At 63.1% G+C, this 19,307-nt stretch carries 9 protein-coding genes and 1 tRNA gene; all 10 read left to right on the plus strand.

What is annotated here, in order from left to right; all coding sequences use genetic code 11:
• Positions 1-19: 19 nt before the first annotated feature.
• A complete protein-coding gene (rplT, locus tag ISX93_RS11685; protein WP_195778906.1) occupies positions 20-376 on the plus strand; it encodes a 50S ribosomal protein L20 in 357 nt (118 codons plus the stop codon).
• Positions 377-472: 96 nt separating this feature from the next.
• Positions 473-1,489 (plus strand): phenylalanine--tRNA ligase subunit alpha, encoded by a 1,017-nt coding sequence (gene pheS / locus ISX93_RS11690; RefSeq protein WP_195778907.1) that lies wholly within the window; start codon positions 473-475, stop codon positions 1,487-1,489.
• A 39-nt stretch (positions 1,490-1,528) separates the two neighbouring features.
• Positions 1,529-3,907, plus strand: coding sequence for a phenylalanine--tRNA ligase subunit beta (pheT, locus tag ISX93_RS11695; protein ID WP_195778908.1), 2,379 nt, complete (start codon positions 1,529-1,531; stop codon positions 3,905-3,907).
• 3 nt (positions 3,908-3,910) lie between these two features.
• The gene (gene ihfA / locus ISX93_RS11700; RefSeq protein ID WP_195778909.1) at positions 3,911-4,213 is read left to right on the plus strand and encodes an integration host factor subunit alpha; all 303 of its coding nucleotides are present in this window, start codon (positions 3,911-3,913) and stop codon (positions 4,211-4,213) included.
• Positions 4,194-4,550: a MerR family transcriptional regulator gene (locus ISX93_RS11705; RefSeq protein WP_090193800.1), complete on the plus strand. Its 357-nt coding sequence runs from the start codon at positions 4,194-4,196 to the stop codon at positions 4,548-4,550. Before ihfA ends, ISX93_RS11705 begins: the two co-directional genes overlap by 20 nt.
• 95 nt (positions 4,551-4,645) lie before the next feature.
• Positions 4,646-4,722, plus strand: a tRNA-Pro gene (locus ISX93_RS11710).
• 1,103 nt (positions 4,723-5,825) lie between these two features.
• Complete coding sequence (locus ISX93_RS11715; protein WP_219841024.1) at positions 5,826-9,698, plus strand: DUF3427 domain-containing protein; 3,873 nt, start codon at positions 5,826-5,828, stop codon at positions 9,696-9,698.
• A 211-nt stretch (positions 9,699-9,909) separates the two neighbouring features.
• Entirely contained in the window at positions 9,910-13,395 is a 3,486-nt protein-coding gene (gene recC, locus ISX93_RS11720; RefSeq protein WP_195778910.1) for an exodeoxyribonuclease V subunit gamma, read from the plus strand.
• Positions 13,392-17,102, plus strand: coding sequence for an exodeoxyribonuclease V subunit beta (gene recB / locus ISX93_RS11725; protein WP_195778911.1), 3,711 nt, complete (start codon positions 13,392-13,394; stop codon positions 17,100-17,102). The genes recC and recB overlap by 4 nt, the downstream gene beginning before the upstream one ends.
• The gene (gene recD / locus ISX93_RS11730) at positions 17,099-19,216 is read left to right on the plus strand and encodes an exodeoxyribonuclease V subunit alpha (RefSeq protein ID WP_195778912.1); all 2,118 of its coding nucleotides are present in this window, start codon (positions 17,099-17,101) and stop codon (positions 19,214-19,216) included. The genes recB and recD overlap by 4 nt, the downstream gene beginning before the upstream one ends.
• The last annotated feature ends 91 nt before the right edge of the window (positions 19,217-19,307 follow it).

The raw sequence follows: 19,307 nt of genomic DNA on the forward strand, positions 1-19,307 counted from the left end.
GACTTAGAGGAAATTACTCATGGCTCGTGTAAAGCGTGGCGTTATCGCTCGTGCCCGTCACAAGAAAATCATGAAACTCGCCAAAGGCTACTACGGCGCACGTTCGCGTGTATTCCGTGTTGCCAAGCAGGCTGTAATCAAGGCAGGCCAATACGCCTACCGTGACCGCCGCCAGCGGAAGCGTCAGTTCCGTGCTCTGTGGATTGCCCGTATCAATGCGGGTGCGCGTATCAATGGTCTGTCCTACAGCCGTTTGATCGCTGGCCTGAAAAAGGCGTCTATCGAGATCGATCGCAAGGTTCTGGCCGATCTGGCAGTGAACGAAAAAGCGGCGTTTGCTGCGATTGTCGAGAAAGCTAAGGCCGAACTGGCTTAAGTCCCCGACAATCACCGGGCTTGCCCGGTGCTAAACGTCACCAATAGGGGAAGAGCCTTCAAGCTCTTCCCCTATTTTCGTATCTGGAGTCTGTAAATGGAAAACCTGGCTGCATTGGTCTCGCAAGCGCTTGAGGCTGTGCAAAAAACCGACGATATAAATGTTCTTGAACAGCTCCGTGTTCAATACCTGGGCAAGAAGGGCGAACTGACTGTCCTGATGCAGACGCTGGGCAAGCTGTCGGCCGAAGAACGGCCACAGGCTGGTGCACTGATCAATGCCGCCAAGAACCAGGTTCAGGACGCATTGAATACCCGCAAGGATTCCCTTGAGCAGGCTGCACTGAGCACCAAGCTGGCCGCCGAGAAAATCGACGTCACCCTCCCGGGCCGTGGCCAGGCCTCAGGTGGCCTGCATCCAGTTACGCGCACGCTCGAGCGTGTCGAACAGTTTTTCACCCATATCGGCTACAACGTGGCCGAGGGTCCGGAAGTCGAAGACGACTACCACAACTTCGAAGCGCTCAACATTCCCGGCCACCACCCGGCACGGGCAATGCATGACACCTTCTATTTCAACGCCAACATGCTGCTGCGCACCCACACCTCGCCGGTGCAGGTGCGCACCATGGAAAGCCAGCAGCCGCCGATCCGCATCGTCTGCCCAGGCCGCGTATACCGTTGCGACTCCGACATCACCCACTCGCCGATGTTTCACCAGGTCGAAGGCCTGCTGATCGACGAAGGCATCAGTTTTGCCGACCTCAAGGGCACCATCGAAGAGTTCCTCCGGGTGTTTTTCGAGAAACCCCTGGGCGTGCGGTTCCGCCCGTCATTCTTCCCGTTTACCGAGCCGTCCGCTGAAGTCGACATGCAGTGCGTAATGTGCAGCGGCAAAGGCTGCCGCGTCTGCAAGCAGACTGGCTGGCTGGAAGTCATGGGCTGCGGCATGGTGCATCCGAATGTCCTGCGCATGTCCAACATCGACCCGGAAAAGTACCAGGGCTTTGCATTCGGCATGGGCGTCGAGCGGCTGGCCATGCTGCGTTACGGCGTGAATGACCTGCGCTTGTTCTTCGACAACGACCTGCGGTTCCTGGCGCAATTTCGCTAGTCCCGGCACGTTACCGAATCGTTCAGGAATACAGAAAACATGAAATTCAGTGAGCAATGGCTGCGCAGTTGGGTTAACCCGCAGGTTTCAAGTGAAGAGCTGGTCGCCCGCCTGTCGATGGCCGGGTTGGAAGTGGACAGCGTGACACCGGTTGCGGGCGCCTTCAGCGGCATCGTGGTTGGCGAAATCCTCGCTACCGAGCAGCATCCGGACGCCGACAAGCTGCGCGTGTGCCAGGTCAGCAATGGCAGCGAGACCCTGCAGGTGGTCTGCGGTGCGCCCAACGCCCGTCCCGGGATCAAGATTCCCTTCGCCCTGATCGGTGCCGAATTGCCGGGCGACTTCAAGATCAAGAAGGCCAAGCTGCGCGGCGTCGAGTCCAACGGCATGCTGTGCTCGGCGGCCGAGCTGCAGATCAGCACCGACAACGACGGCCTGATGGAGCTGGCTGCCGATGCCCCGGTGGGCCAGTGCCTGCGCGACTACCTCGGCCTCAACGATGTCAGCATCGAGGTCGACCTCACTCCCAACCGTGGCGACTGCCTGTCGCTGGCCGGCCTGGCCCGCGAAGTCGGCGCGCTGTATGCCGCCCAGGTCTGCCCCCCGCAAGTAACCGCCGTGCCGGCGACGCATGATGAAGTGCGTCCGGTTGAGGTGCTGGCGCCCAAGGCCTGCCCGCGCTACCTGGGTCGCGTGTTGCGCAATGTGGACCTGTCCCGGCCGACGCCGTTGTGGATGGTCGAACGCCTGCGCCGCTCCGATATCCGCAGCATTGATGCCGCTGTCGACGTGACCAACTACGTCATGCTCGAACTCGGCCAGCCGATGCATGCGTTCGATCTAGCCGAAATCAACGGCGGCATTCGCGTGCGCTTGGCCGAGGAGGGCGAGAAGCTGGTCCTGCTCGATGGCCAGGAAGCCACCCTGCGGGCCGACACCCTGGTGATCGCCGACCACAGCCGCGCCCTGGCTATCGCCGGCGTGATGGGCGGCGAGCACAGTGGCGTCAGCGCCAAGACCCGCGACCTGTTCCTTGAAAGCGCCTTCTTCGACACCATCGCGCTGGCCGGCAAGGCGCGCTCCTATGGCTTGCACACCGACTCCTCGCACCGCTTCGAGCGGGGCGTGGATTTCAATCTGGCGCGTGCAGCCATGGAGCGGGCGACCGCCTTGCTGCTGGAAATCGTCGGTGGCGAACCGGGTCCGGTGATCGAGACCGTCAGCGCCGCCGACTTGCCAAGCATCCAGCCCGTCACCCTGCGTGCCGAGCGCATCAGCCAGATGCTGGGTATGCAGATGCAGCCGGCGGAGGTTGAATCCCTGCTTAGCGGGCTGGGCCTCGGCGTCACGGCCGAAAGCGCCGGTCAGTGGCGCGTGGAAGTGCCAAGCCACCGCTTCGACATCAGCCTGGAAGTCGATCTGATCGAAGAGCTGGGCCGCCTGTACGGTTACAACCGTCTGCCGGTACGCTACCCGCAAGCGCGTCTGGCACCGCAGGCGCGGGCCGAAGCCCGGGCCGACCTGCCGGCACTGCGCCGCTTGCTGGTCGCCCGCGGTTACCAGGAAGCCATCACTTACAGCTTCATCGACCCCAAACTGTTCGAGCTGTTCAGCCCGGGCGTGCAGCCCCTGCAACTGGCCAACCCGATCTCGGCCGACATGTCCGCCATGCGCAACTCGCTGTGGCCGGGCCTGATCAAGGCCGTGCAGCACAACCTCAATCGCCAGCAGACCCGCGTGCGCCTGTTTGAAAGCGGCTTGCGCTTCGTCGGCCAGCTCGACGGCCTCAAGCAGGAGCCGATGATCGCCGGTGTCGTGACCGGCAGCCGCCTGCTGGAAGGCTGGGCACACGGCAAGGATGCAGTTGATTTCTATGACGCCAAGGCCGACGTGGAAGCCCTGCTGGGCTTCGCTGGCGCGGCAGCAGCGTTCACCTTTGTGCCCGGCGAGCATCCGGCACTGCATCCCGGCCAGACCGCACGCATCGAGCGGGAAGGGCGGTTGGTCGGTTTTGTCGGCGCCTTGCATCCGGAACTGGCGAAGAACCTGGACATCAGCCAGCCAGCCTTCCTCTTCGAACTGCTGCTGGCCGAAGTCGAACAAGGCCGCATGCCGGCGTTCAGCGAACTGTCGCGCTTCCCCGAAGTTCGCCGTGACCTCGCGCTGCTGGTGGACCGCGACACACCGTCGGAGTCGATCCTGCAATGCATGCGCGACAGCGCAGGCGAGCATTTGACGGACTTAAGGTTGTTTGACGTATATGTCGGTAAAGGTATTGATCCGCTTAGAAAAAGTCTTGCGATCGGCTTGACCTGGCAGCATTCCTCGCGCACTCTTAATGACGATGAGGTGAATGCAATAACCACGAGCATCCTCACCTCGCTGGAGCAAAGGTTCAACGCCACGTTAAGGAACTAGCGTATGGGGGCCCTGACCAAAGCTGAAATGGCTGATCGCCTGTTCGAAGAACTGGGTTTGAACAAGCGCGAAGCCAAAGAGTTGGTTGAACTGTTTTTCGAAGAGATCCGCCACGCTCTGCAGCTCAACGAGCAGGTCAAGCTGTCCGGTTTCGGAAACTTTGATCTGCGCGACAAGCGCCAGCGCCCCGGACGCAACCCCAAGACCGGCGAAGAAATACCCATCACGGCACGCCGTGTGGTGACTTTCCGTCCAGGGCAGAAACTAAAAGCCAGAGTTGAAGCATATGCTGGAACCCAGCCATAACGACGAACTGCCGGCAATCCCGGGCAAACGCTACTTCACCATCGGCGAAGTCAGTGAACTCTGCGCGGTAAAACCCCACGTCCTGCGTTATTGGGAACAGGAGTTCCCGCAGCTCAACCCGGTCAAGCGCCGCGGCAATCGTCGTTACTATCAGCGCCAGGATGTGCTGATGATCCGCCAGATCCGCGCACTCCTGTACGACCAGGGCTTCACCATCGGCGGCGCCCGTTTGCGCCTGACCGGCGACGAAGCCAAGGATGACAGCACCCAGTACAAGCAGATGATCAAGCAAATGATCGCCGAGCTCGAGGATTTGCTGGTCGTTCTCAAGAAGTAATGATCGCAGCTAAAAGCTTTGACATTTCATAGGCTTATTGTATAGTTCCACCCGCTTTCGGCTCGCCGCAAGCACGCTGTAACTGCTGTAACCGTCGGGGCGTAGCGCAGCCCGGTAGCGCACTTGCATGGGGTGCAAGGGGTCGAGTGTTCGAATCACTCCGTCCCGACCATTTACCTCAATGACTTAGGCTGATCAGAAATGATCGGCCTTTTTCATGCCTGCAACTTGGGGATTAAGTTCTCAACTTAGTGAAACTAAGGTATTTACCGACAAGCTCATCCCATTGGGCTAAATGCGCTCGCCGCACCACAATATCGATCCCGCAGGATGGCGCTGCTATCCATTCGATCAGCATCCCAACGCTCATCCCATGCACGACATTGTTTTTTAAAGAACTGCTTGGCACCTTTCTCGATAATCAATGGAACCCCGCTTGTGGTTAGCACAGACACTGGTGCTTTCGATCCGGTTGTCCACGACTGTCCAAGCAGCAAGGTATGCGCCTCCACCATCCCACTTATCGACCCAAGATGAATCCCGAATTACTTGGCTAGTAGCACGGTTTTTAGCGGGTTTGTTCTCGCGCTGCGTGCGATAGGACGCAAGGTAATCTGCACTGACCATTCCTTGAGCGGCTTCCGTTTCTCCTGCCGATCTGGGTAGTTCGCCATACCGGCAGCGCACCACACTTTCATCAATTACGTTGCTGGCGCCAAGACAATCTTCAAGTGGGCGTGGCTGGTTAGGAAATCGCCCCGTGAGGCTTGATGAAGATGGCTCGATACGGTCTGGAACTTTGTATCTGTCTGAATTTGGTTGGATTAATACCTCAGCTGGTCGGACTAGGGCGGGGAGACTGAAACTGGTTGCCGGGTAGTATTTATGAAGCAGGTAGGCGGTCAGGCCGAGGACACATGTCACGCTTAGCGTGTTAAGCAGATCAGATACAGTTATTCCCCTGCGCCGAGGTCCTTGCCTACGTTGACGAATACCATCAGGAGCATCCCCTAAACTGCTCTTGAGCCAATCATCCCTTTTGTTCATGAATATCCTCGGTCAATCCAGTAGTGGAATTGCTCAATCAGGCGCTTTTTTGTGCTGAAGATAACCAGCCCACCACCCGCTGACCAGCATTGCTAGTCAGGAAGCCTGTATCCCATACCCCGCGCTCAACTGTCTGATCACACACCTGGCGCGCCATGCAGCACATTGCGTAACCTGGGCAGAACCAGTTATTTCGCTGATGTGCTGAAGTGAACAAGGATTCGAGTCGTGGGGCAAAACGAAAACTATTACGAAAACAATGCTGACTCGTTTTTCACAGACACCATCTCTGTTGATATGAGCGAACTGTACACACGCTTTTTAGCCATGGTTGCAGCCGGTGGTCACATCCTTGATGCGGGATGCGGATCAGGCCGTGATGCGAAGGCATTTCTTGACCGTGGTTATCGCGTTACTGCTTTTGATGCCTCAGCCTCCTTGGCAAAACTTGCCAGCGAGCACCTTGGCCAGCCAGTCCTAGTCCGCTCTTTTGCTGACGTTACAGAACTTGCCCTTTACGACGGTATCTGGGCCTGCGCCAGCCTCTTACATGTACCCGGAAAAGATATCCCAGCAGCCCTGTCTGGGCTTTGGGCAGCGCTCAGACCGGGAGGCGTTTTTTATTGCAGTTTCAAGGTAGGAAGTGGCGAGCGCGACTATCAAGGTCGGCGTTTTACTGATGCTGACGAGGCACAACTATCTGCCTGGCTTGAACCATTGCACGGCATGGCGGATTGCCACTTCTGGCGCACGGCTGACCAGCGGCCAGGCCGAACTGATGAGTGGTTGAATGGTTTGATCCGTCGCGCACCTTCAGCTCTGGTGACCGGAGGTGAATCCAATCACTTTCTCCCGCAGCTCTGCGCAGCGATCAACACGTCCAGTGAAATTGAACTGGCCGTGGCGTTCATCAAGAGCACTGGGTTGCGTTTACTGCTTCCCGATTTACTGGCTGCATTGACTGGCAATGGCGAATGCTTCACTGAGCCTGATGTGGAAACTGCAGGCTTTAAACCGGCACAGGTACGCATCATCACCAGCGACTATCTGGATGTGACCGACCCAGAGGCTTTGCGACGTTTAATGCTGCTGCAGGAGCAGGGCGCCGAGGTGCGTGTCTATGAAAGTGCCGGTAGCAGTTTTCACATGAAAGCTTATCTTTTCACGCGCAAAACCGTGGATGGAAAATTGCAAGGCCAAGCATTTATCGGTTCCAGTAATATCAGCCGGCAGGCGCTGACTGATGGGCTGGAGTGGAATTACCGCATCGACTACCCCAAGGATGCGGGCTTTCTGGAGGCGCGTAGCCAATTTGAGCAATTATTCGGCCATCCACGCGCCAAGCCACTCACAGATGCATGGATTGACGCCTATGAACAGCGCCGCATCGCACCGCCCAGAGCGATAGCGCCAGGCAGTAATGAAGTTGAACCGCCACCGCTGCCAACACAGGTTCAAGTAGAGGCACTAAAAGCACTGGCCAGTTCGCGAGAAGAAGGTTACCAGCGGGGGTTGGTAGTACTGGCAACTGGTCTGGGCAAGACCTGGTTATCGGCTTTTGACGCGCAGCAGTTTGGCGCGCGGCGAGTGCTCTTTGTGGCCCATCGTGAAGAGATTTTGAACCAAGCCGCTGAAACCTTTCTGCGGATTCGCCCGGGAATCCGGGTTGGCTTCTATCAGGGACAGCAGCGTGATAGTCAGGTCGATGTGCTCTGTGCTTCGGTGCAGACATTGGGCCGCCTAGCGCACCTGGAGCGCTTTGCCCCGCAGCATTTCGATTACATCGTGGTCGATGAGTTTCACCACGCCGCCGCACCGACCTATCACCGCCTGCTTAAACATTTCGCGCCGGCCTTTCTGCTTGGCCTGACGGCTACCCCAGATCGTACCGACCAGTCGGATATTCTTTCGCTTTGCGATGACAATCTGGTCTTCACCAGCAATTTGTTTACCGGTATCGAGAAGGGGTTGCTCGCACCGTTTCATTATTACGGGGTGTTCGATGAGGATGTCGACTATCAAGAAATCCCTTGGCGTAACGGTCGATTCGATCCTGGCCAGTTGGCCAATAAATTAGCAACCCTGGCTCGCGCGCGGCATGTACTGAAATACTTTCATCAGCATGCCCAGCGCAGGACTCTGGCATTTTGCGTCTCGATCCGCCACGCCGAGTTTATGGCCGAACATTTTGCTCGCCAGGGAATAGCGGCTGTTGCCGTGTATGGGGGCTCCCACAGTTCTCGCGGTGAGGCTCTGGAGCAACTGGCTGATGGCCGCTTGCAGGTGATTTTCTCGGTTGATTTATTTAACGAAGGCGTTGATTTACCCGCTATCGATACCGTCATGCTTCTGCGCCCAACCGAATCGAAAATCCTTTTCCTGCAGCAACTGGGCCGTGGGCTGCGCAAGGCACCCGGCAAGGAGAAGCTGGTAGTGCTGGATTTTATTGGCAATCACCACAGCTTCCTGCACAAGCCCCAAGCCCTGATGGGCCAGAGCATGACCCACCATCAATTGGCTGCCTATGCTCGCGATGCTGAGAACCAGCGCTTGGCATTGCCGGATGGCTGCTTCATTAATTATGACTTGCAGTTGATCAACTTTCTCAAGGCGCTGGATGGGGAGGGCGTGCAAAAGGATTACCAGGCGCTGCGTGAAGGACTTGGGCGGCGACCGAGCCTGGCGGAGTATTTCCGCTCAGGCGCCAGCGTTAAAAAAGCCCGTGATCAGTTTGGCGATTGGTTTTCCTTGGTCGATTCCATGGATGACTTGGCTGATGCTGAGCAGACATTGTTGAGCGCGCAACGCAGTTTTCTGCGCGAACTCGAGACCACGTCCATGAACAAGAGCTACAAAATGGTCCTGCTGGAAGCTTTCCAGGAGCTTGATGGCTGGCGCCAAGCTCCGACTGTACAGGATTTGGCTGCGCGCTCCTGGCAAGTGCTGCAGCGGCGGCGTCCACTGTTAGCAGACCTGCCTGTTGAGTATCTGCTGGCTGCCGTTCAGCCCCCACAGGCCTGGTTAAACTACTGGTTGAAAAACCCGATCAAGGCGTGGATTGGTGAAAACTCGGAAGCAGACACCAAAGCGTTTTTTGCCAAGCAGGCAGAGCATTTTGTGTCTCTGCTCAAGATTGCAGACAGTCAGTGTGAAGTTTTTTCTGAAATGGTGCAGGAGCTGGTGAATTACCGCCTGGCCGCCTACGAAGTGCGCGGTAGCGCCACAGTGATGGATATCCGCAGTGGCCAACCTTCAAAGCAGCAAGGTATTGAGCTCCCATTTTTTCCCAACCTGAAAATCGCCTGTGGTCACTTCAAGACCGGTCGTACGGATAACGAAGAGTTTCGGATTTTGGGTAGTGGGCATGGTCATCTCGACCCGACGCGCCACTTCATCGCTTGCGCCTCTGGCAATTCGATGAACGGCGGCAAGCAACCGATTCGCGATGGCGACTATCTATTGCTGGAGCAAGTCAGCCCCGATCGAGCTGGGTCGATCACGGGCAGTATCATGGCTATCGAGAGACAGGACGGCAGTGGTGATAACCAGTATCTGTTGCGGTCTATCCTCAAGCAGGCCGATGGCAGCTACCTGCTTAGGGCCAACAATCCAGAATATGTAGACATGCCCGTTGATGAAGAGCTCCGAGAGCAATTGCGCACCTTCGCTCGCTTGAGGGAAGTACTTAGTCCGTTGGAAATGGCTGTCGGTCAGCGCCTACAGCGGGAAGAGATACCGCCGTTATTTGGTTGTGAGTTCAATCCTGGGAATTGGAATTCAGGCCATGTGGTTCTGCCAGAAAGCCATGCCCATGTCCTGCTGGTCACTCTAAATAAGCAGGGCAAGGCCGATGAACACCGTTATTTGGATCACTGGATCACTGAGCAAAGCTTCCACTGGCAAAGCCAACGTTCGACAACGCCGCAAAGCAAAAAGGGCAAGGAAATCATTAGCCACAATGAATTGAATATCGGCATCCACCTTTTTGTGCGTGAACACAAACTGGAGAACGGCAAGGCCGCTCCCTTCACCTATTACGGTCCTGTTCGTTATCGCAGCCACACCGGCAGTGCACCAATGAGCGTGGTGTTCGAGGTCTAGTCAGAGATCGTAACTTTGGGAAAGGCTTTTACTCACACTCCCGGAACATCCTGCGCGAAAACCTTACCTGTACGTACCAACACCATCGCTCATTTGCCGGCAGGTACTTATCATTCGCCCTCAACACGCTGCTGTCGCCATCGCGGCTGCGGCGGCAGTACACCAATTCCAGGTGCTGAGATGGCGTTTTCCAAGGTGAGGGACCGGTTTGATGCAGGACGCTGACTCTTTGACACCTGGCTTCATGATCGTGCACGGCAACCGCCTGGATGACTTGCGCGCGCTGGCGGTGAGCTGGATGCAGCGTTATCCGCTGGCGCCGCTGGAAAACGAAGTGGTGCTGGTGCAGAGCAACGGCATTGCGCAATGGCTCAAGCTGGCGCTGGCGGAAGACCCGGAGCAGGGTGGCTGCGGGATTGCCGCGGCGCTGGAGGTGCAGTTGCCGGCGCGCTTTCTGTGGCAGACCTACCGGGCCGTGATGGGGGCCGAGTCTACCCCCGAGCACTCGCCGCTGGACAAGGCGCCGCTGGGCTGGCGGCTGATGCGCCTGTTGCCGCAGGTGCTGGGCGAGCCGGGCTTCCAGAGCCTGCAGCGGTTTCTCGAGGACGACGCTGACCTGCGCAAGCGCCATCAGCTGGCCGAACGCCTGGCCGACCTGTTCGACCAGTACCAGGTGTACCGCGCCGACTGGCTGGAAGACTGGGCAGCCGGGCGCGACCAGTTGCAGCAGGTCAATGCCCCGGCGCGGCCGTTGCCAGAAGAGAGCCGCTGGCAGGCGCAGCTGTGGCGCGCGCTGCTGACGGATGTCGGCGCCGGTGCGCTGGCGCACAGCCGGGCCGGCGTGCACCAGCACTTTGTCGAACGCCTGCAGACGCTGGCGCAGCGGCCGTCCGGCCTGCCGCGGCGGATTCTGGTGTTCGGGATTTCCTCGATGCCGGCCCAAGTGCTTGAAGCCCTGGCCATGCTCGCGCGCTTTTGCCAGGTGCTGCTGTGCGTGCATAACCCGTGTCGCCATCACTGGATCGACATCGTCGCCGACAAGGAGCTGCTGCTGCACCAGTACCGGCGCCAGCCGCACAAGGCCGGCAGCCAGGCGCTGGGCGACGCAACCCTGCACCTGCACGGCCAGCCGCTGCTGGCGGCCTGGGGCAAGCAGGGGCGCGACTACATCAACCTGCTCGACAGCTACGATGACCCGGCCAGCTACCGGGAGTTGTTTGCCTCGGTGAACGGCGGGCGCATCGACCTGTTCAGCGAGGAGGCGGGCAGCAGCCTGCTGACCCAGCTGCAGGGCGACATCCTCGAACTGCGCCCGCTGGCCGAGACCCGTGAGCGCTGGCCAGCCGTCGACCCGGCCAGCGATCGCTCGCTGCGCTTCCATATCGCCCACAGCGCCCAGCGCGAGGTGGAAATCCTGCATGACCAGTTGCTCGCCCGGTTCAGCGCAGACCAGACGCTGACGCCGCGCGACGTGATCGTCATGGTGCCGGACGTGAACGCCTACGCGCCGCACATCGAGGCGGTGTTCGGCCAGCTGGCGCGCCACGACCCGCGCTACATTCCGTTTACCCTGGCCGACCAGGGCCAGCGTGGCCGCGAGCCGCTGCTGATTGCCCTGGAGCACCTGCTCAAGCTGCCGCACAGCCGCTTTAGCGTGAGCGACATCCTCGATCTGCTCGACGTGCCGGCGCTGCGGGCGCGCTTCGGCATCGCCGAGAGCGACCTGCCGACGCTGCAGCGCTGGATCGCCGGCGCCGGCATTCGCTGGGGCCTGGATGGCGCGCAGCGGCAGAGCCTGGATATGCCGGCGGGGCTGGAACAGAACACCTGGCGGTTCGGCCTGCGGCGCATGCTGCTCGGTTATGCGGCGGGCAAGGCCCCGGCGCTGCACGGCATCGAACCCTACGACGAGGTGTCCGGCCTGGAGGCGGCGCTGGCTGGGCCGCTGCTGACCCTGCTCGAACACCTCGACATCGCCCGCCTGGACCTGCAGCAAGCGGCGCCGCCGAGGCTGTGGGCGGAACGCCTGCAAGCCCTGCTGAAGGTGTTCTTCCAGGCACAGGGCGAGGCCGACGAACTGCTGCTCAACCAGCTGCTGCAGGTGCTCGAGGACTGGCTGCAGACCTGCGAGCAGGCCAATTTCAGCGAGCCGCTGCCGCTGAACGTGGTGCATGAAGTCTGGCTCGGCGGCATGGACCAGGGCGGGCTGGCGCAGCGCTTCCTCGCCGGCTCGGTGAACTTCTGCACGCTGATGCCGATGCGCGCGATTCCGTTCCGGCTGGTCTGCCTGCTGGGGATGAACGATGGCGACTATCCGCGCCAGCAGGCGCAGGTCGATTTCGACCTGATGCGGCATGACTACCGCCCTGGCGACCGCTCGCGGCGCGAGGACGATCGTTACCTGCTGCTCGAAGCGCTGCTGTCGGCCCGCGAGCAGCTGTACGTGAGCTGGGTGGGGCGCAATATCCGCGACAACAGCGAGCGCGTGCCGTCGGTGCTGATCGGCCAGTTGCGCGATCATCTGGCCGCCGGCTGGCGCCTGCAGGGCAACCCCGGGGAGCCGCGGGCGCTGCTCGCGGCGCTGACCACCGAACATCCGTTGCAACCGTTCAGCACGGCCTATTTCGGCGCGCAGGCGGGCGCCGACGGGCTGTTCACCTACTCCCACGAATGGCGCGAGGTGCATACGCCAACGGCGGTGCAGGTGGCGCAGGCATTGCCGCCGCTGCAGCAGGACAGCCCGCTGAACCTGCGCCAGCTGGCGGGCTTCCTGCGTGATCCGGTGACGGCCTTCTTCGAACAGCGGCTCAAGGTGCATTTCGACGAGGACGAACTGGCCAGCTGTGACGACGAGCCGTTCGAGCTCGACGCGCTGGAGAACTGGCAGTACCAGGATGCCCTGAGCCAGACGCTCAAGCGCTGGGTGGAGGAGCGCTACGATGCGGCGCAGACCGGCAGCGCATTGCAGGAGCAGGTGCAGCGCCTGCAGCGCGAGGGCAAGTTGCCGCTGGCCGGTTTCGGCCCGCTCGCCGCGGCCAGCCTGACCGCCGGCCTGCCCGACATGCTGGCGCGTTACCACGCCATGCTGCAGGAGTGGAGCCAGCCGCTGGCGGGACAAATCGAGCTGAAGTGCGCCGCCAGCGCTACGGCGCCGGGCTTCAGCGACTGGCTGGGCGGCCTGCGCCGCAATGCCCGCGGCCAGCTGGCCTACCTGCAGCTGGACAGTAAAAAGCTGTGCGGCAAGGACGGTTATCGCTGGCACAACCTGATCCGTCCGTGGCTGCGCCACCTGGCGTTGCAGCTGGGCGGCGAGCCGTGCAGCAGCATCCTGGTCAGCCTCAGCGGTGATGTGCATTTTCTGCCAGTGGAGGCCGCCAGTGCCACGGAGCAACTGCAGGACATCCTGCAGTGCTGGGCCGCGGGCATGTGCCAGCCGTTACCGCTGGCCTGCAAGACCGCGTTTGCCTGGCTGGCCGCGGCCGACAGCGATGCGGACAAGGCCATGGACGAGGCGCGCAAGGCTTTCGAGGGCGCTTACCAGCGCCGCGGCGAAGTGCAGGACTCGCCGGCCTTGCGCCGCGCCTATGCCGACTTCGATGCGCTGTGCGCCGACGGCCAGTTTGCCCGGCTGGCCGAACAACTCTACGGCGCGCTGTTTCGCCACCTTTGCGCTGCCCGCGCCGGGAGCGCCGAATGATGCCGGTCGACCTTCAGCCCCTGAGCTTTCCGCTGCATGGCAGCCGCCTGATCGAAGCCAGTGCCGGTACCGGCAAGACCTTCACCATCGCCTTGCTCTACGTGCGCCTGGTGCTCGGGCATGGCGGCGCCAATGCCTTTGCGCAGCCGCTGAATCCGCCGCAGATCCTCGTGGTGACCTTCACCGATGCCGCGACCCAGGAACTGCGCGAGCGCATCCGCCTGCGCCTGAGCGAAGCCGCGCAGTGCTTCCTCGCGCCGCAGCAGGTGCATGACGGTTTGCTCGAGGCCTTGCGCGCCGACTACCCGCCCGAGCAGTGGCCGGCGTGCGCGCGGCGCCTGCAGCTGGCCGGCGAATGGATGGACGAAGCGGCGGTGTCGACCATCCACGGCTGGTGCTACCGGATGCTGCGCGAGCATGCCTTCGACAGTGGCAGCCTGTTTACCCAGACCCTGGAAACCGACCAGAGCGAACTGCTCGCGGAAATCGTGCGCGATTACTGGCGGCGGCATTGCTATGTGCTGGCAGAGGCCGAAGCCGCGGTTGTCGCCGAGTACTTCAGCGGCCCGCAAGCGCTGAACCAGGCGCTGGCGGCGTTGCTCACGCGGCGCGACGCGCGCTACCGCCAGGGGGAAGCGGAACTGGCCGCGCCGACCGCCCTGGAGGCACTGCTGCGGCAGGCCAGCGCCTGGAATGCCGAGGCCGTTGCGCTCGAGCAGGCCGCCCGCAGCGCCTGGCACGCGGCGCGGCCAGAGGTCGAGGAACTGCTGCGCGGCATGCGCGGCAAGCTGAATGGCACCAGCTACCGCGGCGCCAGGGATGACGCAGTGTTCCTCGGTTGGCTGGAAGCCCTGGCCCAGTGGAGCACGGGCCAGCCGGCTCCGAAAAATCTGGCCCGGTTTGGCCAGACCCGCTTCAAGCTCAACGGCGGCGCACAGGCCGAAGCGCATGCCGCCTTCCAGGCCATCGACGCACTGTTCGACCACCAGGCGCTGAAACAGGACATCCGCGCGCCGTTGCTGCTGCATGCGCTGCAGGAAGTCCGCGCGCGTTTCGATGCGGAAAAGCTGCGCCGCGCGGAGATCGGCTTCGACGACCTGCTCAACCGGCTGGACGCCGCGCTGCAAGGCCCGGCCGCCAAACGCCTGGCGCAGACCATCCGCACCCAGTACCCGGTGGCGCTGATCGATGAATTCCAGGACACCGATCCGCTGCAGTACCGGATTTTCCAGAGTATCTACCGCATCGAGGAGAACTGCGCCGACAGCGGGCTGTTCCTCATCGGCGACCCGAAACAGGCGATCTACTCGTTCCGCGGCGCCGACATCTTCACTTACCTGCGCGCCCGCCAGGCCACCGGCGAGCGGCATTACACCCTCGCCACCAACTACCGCTCGACCCGGGCCATGGTGGCGGCCAGCAACCGCTGCTTCGCCTTTGCCGAACAACACCCGCGCGGCGCCTTCCGCTTTGCCGCGCCGGACGCGGCCAATCCGCTGCCGTTCCATGCGGTCGGGGCCAGGGGTCGCGATTGCAGCCTGGAAATTGCCGGGCAGCCGCAGCCGGCGCTGACCTTCTGGAACCTGCCCGGCAGCGAGCTGATCAACAAGCAGACCTACCAGCGCGCGATGGCCCAGGCCGCGGCTTCGGCGATCCAGGCCTGGCTGGATCCGCACGGCGCCGCGCCGAGCGGCTTGCGCAATGCCCGCGGGGAACTGCAGGCCTTGCGCCCGGCGGACATTGCCATCCTGGTGCGCAACCGCAACGAGGCCGAGGTGATCCGCCAGGCGCTGGCCCAGCGGCAGCTGGCCAGCGTGTACCTGTCCGACCGCGATTCGGTGTTCGACAGCGAGGAAGCCCGCGACCTGCTGTACATTCTGCGCGCCTGCGCGCAGCCGGCCGTCGATCGTCTGCTGCGGGCGGCACTCGCCACGCGCAGCATCGGCCTGGGCTGGCCGGAGCTGGAGCGGCTCAACCACGACGAACTGCACTGGGAACAGCAGGTACTGCGCTTTCGCGAGTACCGCGCGGTGTGGCAGCAGCAGGGCGTGCTGCCGATGCTGCGCAAGCTGCTGGCGGAATTCCGCGTGCCGGCGCGCCTGCTGCAGGAAAGCGGCGGCGAGCGCAGCCTGACCAACCTGCTGCACCTGGCCGAATGGCTGCAACGCAGCGCCACCGAACTGGACGGCGAGAACGCCCTGATCCGCCATCTGGCCGAGCAGGTGCAGGCGCCCGGCGAGGAAGAAATCCTCCGCCTGGAAAGCGATGCCGACCTGATCAAGGTGGTCACGGTGCACAAGTCCAAGGGGCTCGAGTATCCGCTGGTGCTGTTGCCGTTTGTCTGCAGTGCCAGGGAAATCGACGGCAACAGCAGTACCCCGCCGATGTACCACGCCGCGGACGACGGCCAGCTGTTCATCGACCTGGCGCGCAGCGAGGCGGGCGGGCCGGCCCGCGACAAGGCCAACGACGAGCGACTCAGCGAGGAGATGCGCCTGCTCTATGTGGCGCTGACCCGTGCGCGCTATGCGACCTGGCTGGGCATGGGGCCGGTGGGCAATACGCGCAGCAAGGACAAGACCGATCTGGCCAAGAGCGGGCTGGGTTACCTGCTGGCCGGCGGCGCAGAGATCAGCTGCGGCGGCATCGCGCCGCTGTTGCAGCAACTGGCCGAGGGTTGCCCCGACATCATCAGCCAGCCGGCCCCGGCGGTTACCGCGGCCTGCTACCAGCCAGCACAGCAGGCGGCGCTGGGCCAGGCGCTGCAACCGCAGCACCAGCCGCCGGCAAACTGGTGGATTGCCAGCTACTCGGCGCTGCTGCTGGCCGACAGCGCTCAGCCGGCGCTGCCCGACAGCCACGCCATGGCGGAGCCGGCCAGCGCCGTGGAAGCCAATCTCAAGGAAGAAGCCGAGACCAGTGCCGCACTGGCCGCGGCGTTGCCGGGCGGCGCCGATATCCACGCCTTTCCGCGAGGCGCCGGGCCGGGCACCTTCCTCCACGGCCTGTTCGAATGGGCCGGCAAGCAGGGTTTCGCCCTGGTGGCGGACAACCCGGCACTGCTCGCCAGTACCATCGCCCGGCGCTGCAACCTGCGCGACTGGGAAGGCTGGATCGAGCCGCTGTGCGCCTGGCTGACGGCTTACCTGCAGACCCCGCTGCACTTTGCCGGGCACAGCGTCAGCCTGGCCGGGCTGCACACCTACCAGGTGGAGATGGAATTCTGGTTCGCCAGCCAGACGGTGAGCATCCAGCGCCTCGACCAGCTGGTCCGCCAGTACTGCCTGCCCGGCGCCGCGCGCCCTGCGCTGGTGCATGGCCAACTGAACGGCATGTTCAAGGGTTTCATCGACCTGACCTTCGAGCATCAGGGGCGCTATTACGTGGCCGATTACAAGTCCAACTGGCTCGGCACCGGCGCCGAGGCCTATGAACCGGCGGCGATGGCGGCGGCCATGCTCGGTCATCGCTACGACCTGCAGCTTTGCCTGTACGTGCTGGCACTGCACCGGCAACTGCAGGTGCGCCTGCCCGGCTACGACTATGACCGACACATGGGCGGCGGCCTGTACCTGTTTATCCGAGGCCAGCAGTCCGCCAGCCAGGGGCTGTTCTTCGACAAGCCGCCGCGCGCACTGATCGAACAGCTGGATGCGCTGTTCACGGGCCAAGCCAACCTGAGCCAGCCGCGGGAAACCAGCGCATGAAGCAGACCCTCAAGCAACTCAGCGACAGCCAGGCCGGCACGGCGCCAATGGACCTGGCGCCGGCCCGCGCCGGCAGCCAGAACCTGCTGCTGCAGCTCGACCTGTGGGTGGCGCGCGGCTGGCTGCGGGCGCTCGATCGGGCCTTTGCCGCATTCGTCCTCGAACTGGATCCGCAGGCCCCGCCGAGCGTGCTGCTGGCCGCCGCGCTGGCCAGTTTCCAGCTGGGCCGTGGCCATTCCTGCCTGGACTTGCAGGCGACCCTGCAGGCGCCGGACCTGGGCCTGACGCCGGCAACTGGCAGCGCGCAGGGCGGAGCGCTGCCGTCCAGCCTGCTCGCTGGCCTCGACCTGCCAGGCTGGCGCCAGGCCCTGGTGGCCAGTTCGCTGGTGGAAGACCACGACAGTGCCAGGCATTACCCGGAGCGGCCGCTGGTGCTGGCCGGCCAGCGCCTGTACCTGCGCCGCTACTGGAACTACGAGCGCAGCATCGCCCGGGCGCTAAGCCAGCGTCTGCGCCTGCCCGCCAGCGCGCCGGAGGATCTGGCCGCGCGGCTGGCCGCACTGTTCCCTGCGCCCTTACAGGCTGATGGCGAGCGCCTCTGCGACTGGCAAAAGCTGGCCTGCGCGATGGCCGCGCGCGGCAACTTCAGCGTGATCACCGGCGGCCCCGGCACCGGCAAGACCACGTCGGTGGTGCGCCTGCTGGGACTGCTGCAGACCCCGGCCGTGGCCGCCGGCAAGCCGCTGCGTATGCGCCTGGCGGCGCCCACCGGCAAGGCCGCGGCGCGGCTGTCGGAGTCGATCGGCCGCGCGGTCAGCGAGCTGCAGGTGGCGGACGCCGTGCGCCAGGCGATCCCGACCGAGGTAGCCACCCTGCATCGCCTGCTCGGCAGCCGCCCGGACACGCGCAACTTCACGCATCACCAGGGCAATCCACTGGCCCTGGATGTGCTGGTGGTCGACGAAGCCTCGATGATCGACCTGGAAATGATGGCCTGCCTGCTTGATGCCTTGCCGCTGTCCGCGCGGCTGATCATGCTCGGCGACAAGGACCAGCTGGCCTCGGTGGACGCCGGCGCGGTGCTCGGCGACCTCTGCGGCGCCGCCGAGCGCGGTGGCTACAGCGCGCAGACCAGCGCCTGGCTGAGCGCCGTGACCGGCGAACATCTGGCAGCCGAAGGCCTGCAGGCGGCCGCGGGGGAGGGCGATGCGCTGGCCCAGCAGACCGTGATGCTGCGTTATTCGCGGCGTTTCGACGCCAACCGCGGCATCGGCCGCCTGGCGCGCCTGGTCAACCAGAAGCAACCGGCGCAAGCGCGCAAGCTGCTGGACGAGCAGCCGGAACAGCTCTTCGACCTGCAGCTGCGCGGCGAGCAGGACCACGCCCTGACGCGCCTGATCGTCGACGGCCATCCGGCTGCCGCCGGCGCGCCGCCCGGTTACCGGCATTATCTCGAACAGCTGCAACACCTGCGGCCGGCGCCCGGGACTGCCTGGGACAGCCCGGCCTGGGGCCTCTGGGCCGGCCAGGTGCTCGGCGCCTTCGATGCGTTCCGCGTGCTCTGCGCGCTGCGCCTCGGGCCCTGGGGCGTCGAGGGCCTGAACCAGCGCGTGGCGGCCGAACTCCAGCGTCAGGGCCTGATCGGCAGCGAGCATGGCTGGTACGAGGGACGGCCGGTACTGGTGACGCGCAACGACTACAGCCTGGGGCTGATGAACGGCGATATCGGCATCGCCCTCGACCTGCCGGCGGCGGATCCCGGCGCTCCCGGCCAGCTCAAGCTGCGCGTGGCCTTCCCGCGCAACGACGGCAGTGGCGGTGTGCGCTTCGTGCTGCCGAGCCGGCTGGCGGAGGTCGAAACCGTGTACGCGATGACGGTGCACAAGTCACAGGGCTCGGAGTTCACCCACACCGCCCTGGTGCTGCCGGACTCGCCCAATCCGGTGCTGACCAAGGAACTGCTCTACACCGGGATCACCCGCGCCAGGCAGTGGTTCAGCCTGGTGGAGGCGGCTGCCGGCGTCTTCGAGGGGGCGGTGGGCAAGAACGTCCAGCGGGTCAGCGGGCTGGCGCTGCAGTTGCAGGCAGAACTGGCCGGCAGCGGGCAAGACTGAGGGGGCCGCCAGGGCAGGCCCGGCGCGGGATTGGCGGGCGCGGAAACAAAAAGCCCCACGCGAAGTGGGGCCTGCTGCTGGCGGCGCGGCG

This window comes from Pseudomonas sp. N040 (genome assembly GCF_015637705.1).
Classification (GTDB): Bacteria; Pseudomonadota; Gammaproteobacteria; order Pseudomonadales; family Pseudomonadaceae; genus Aquipseudomonas.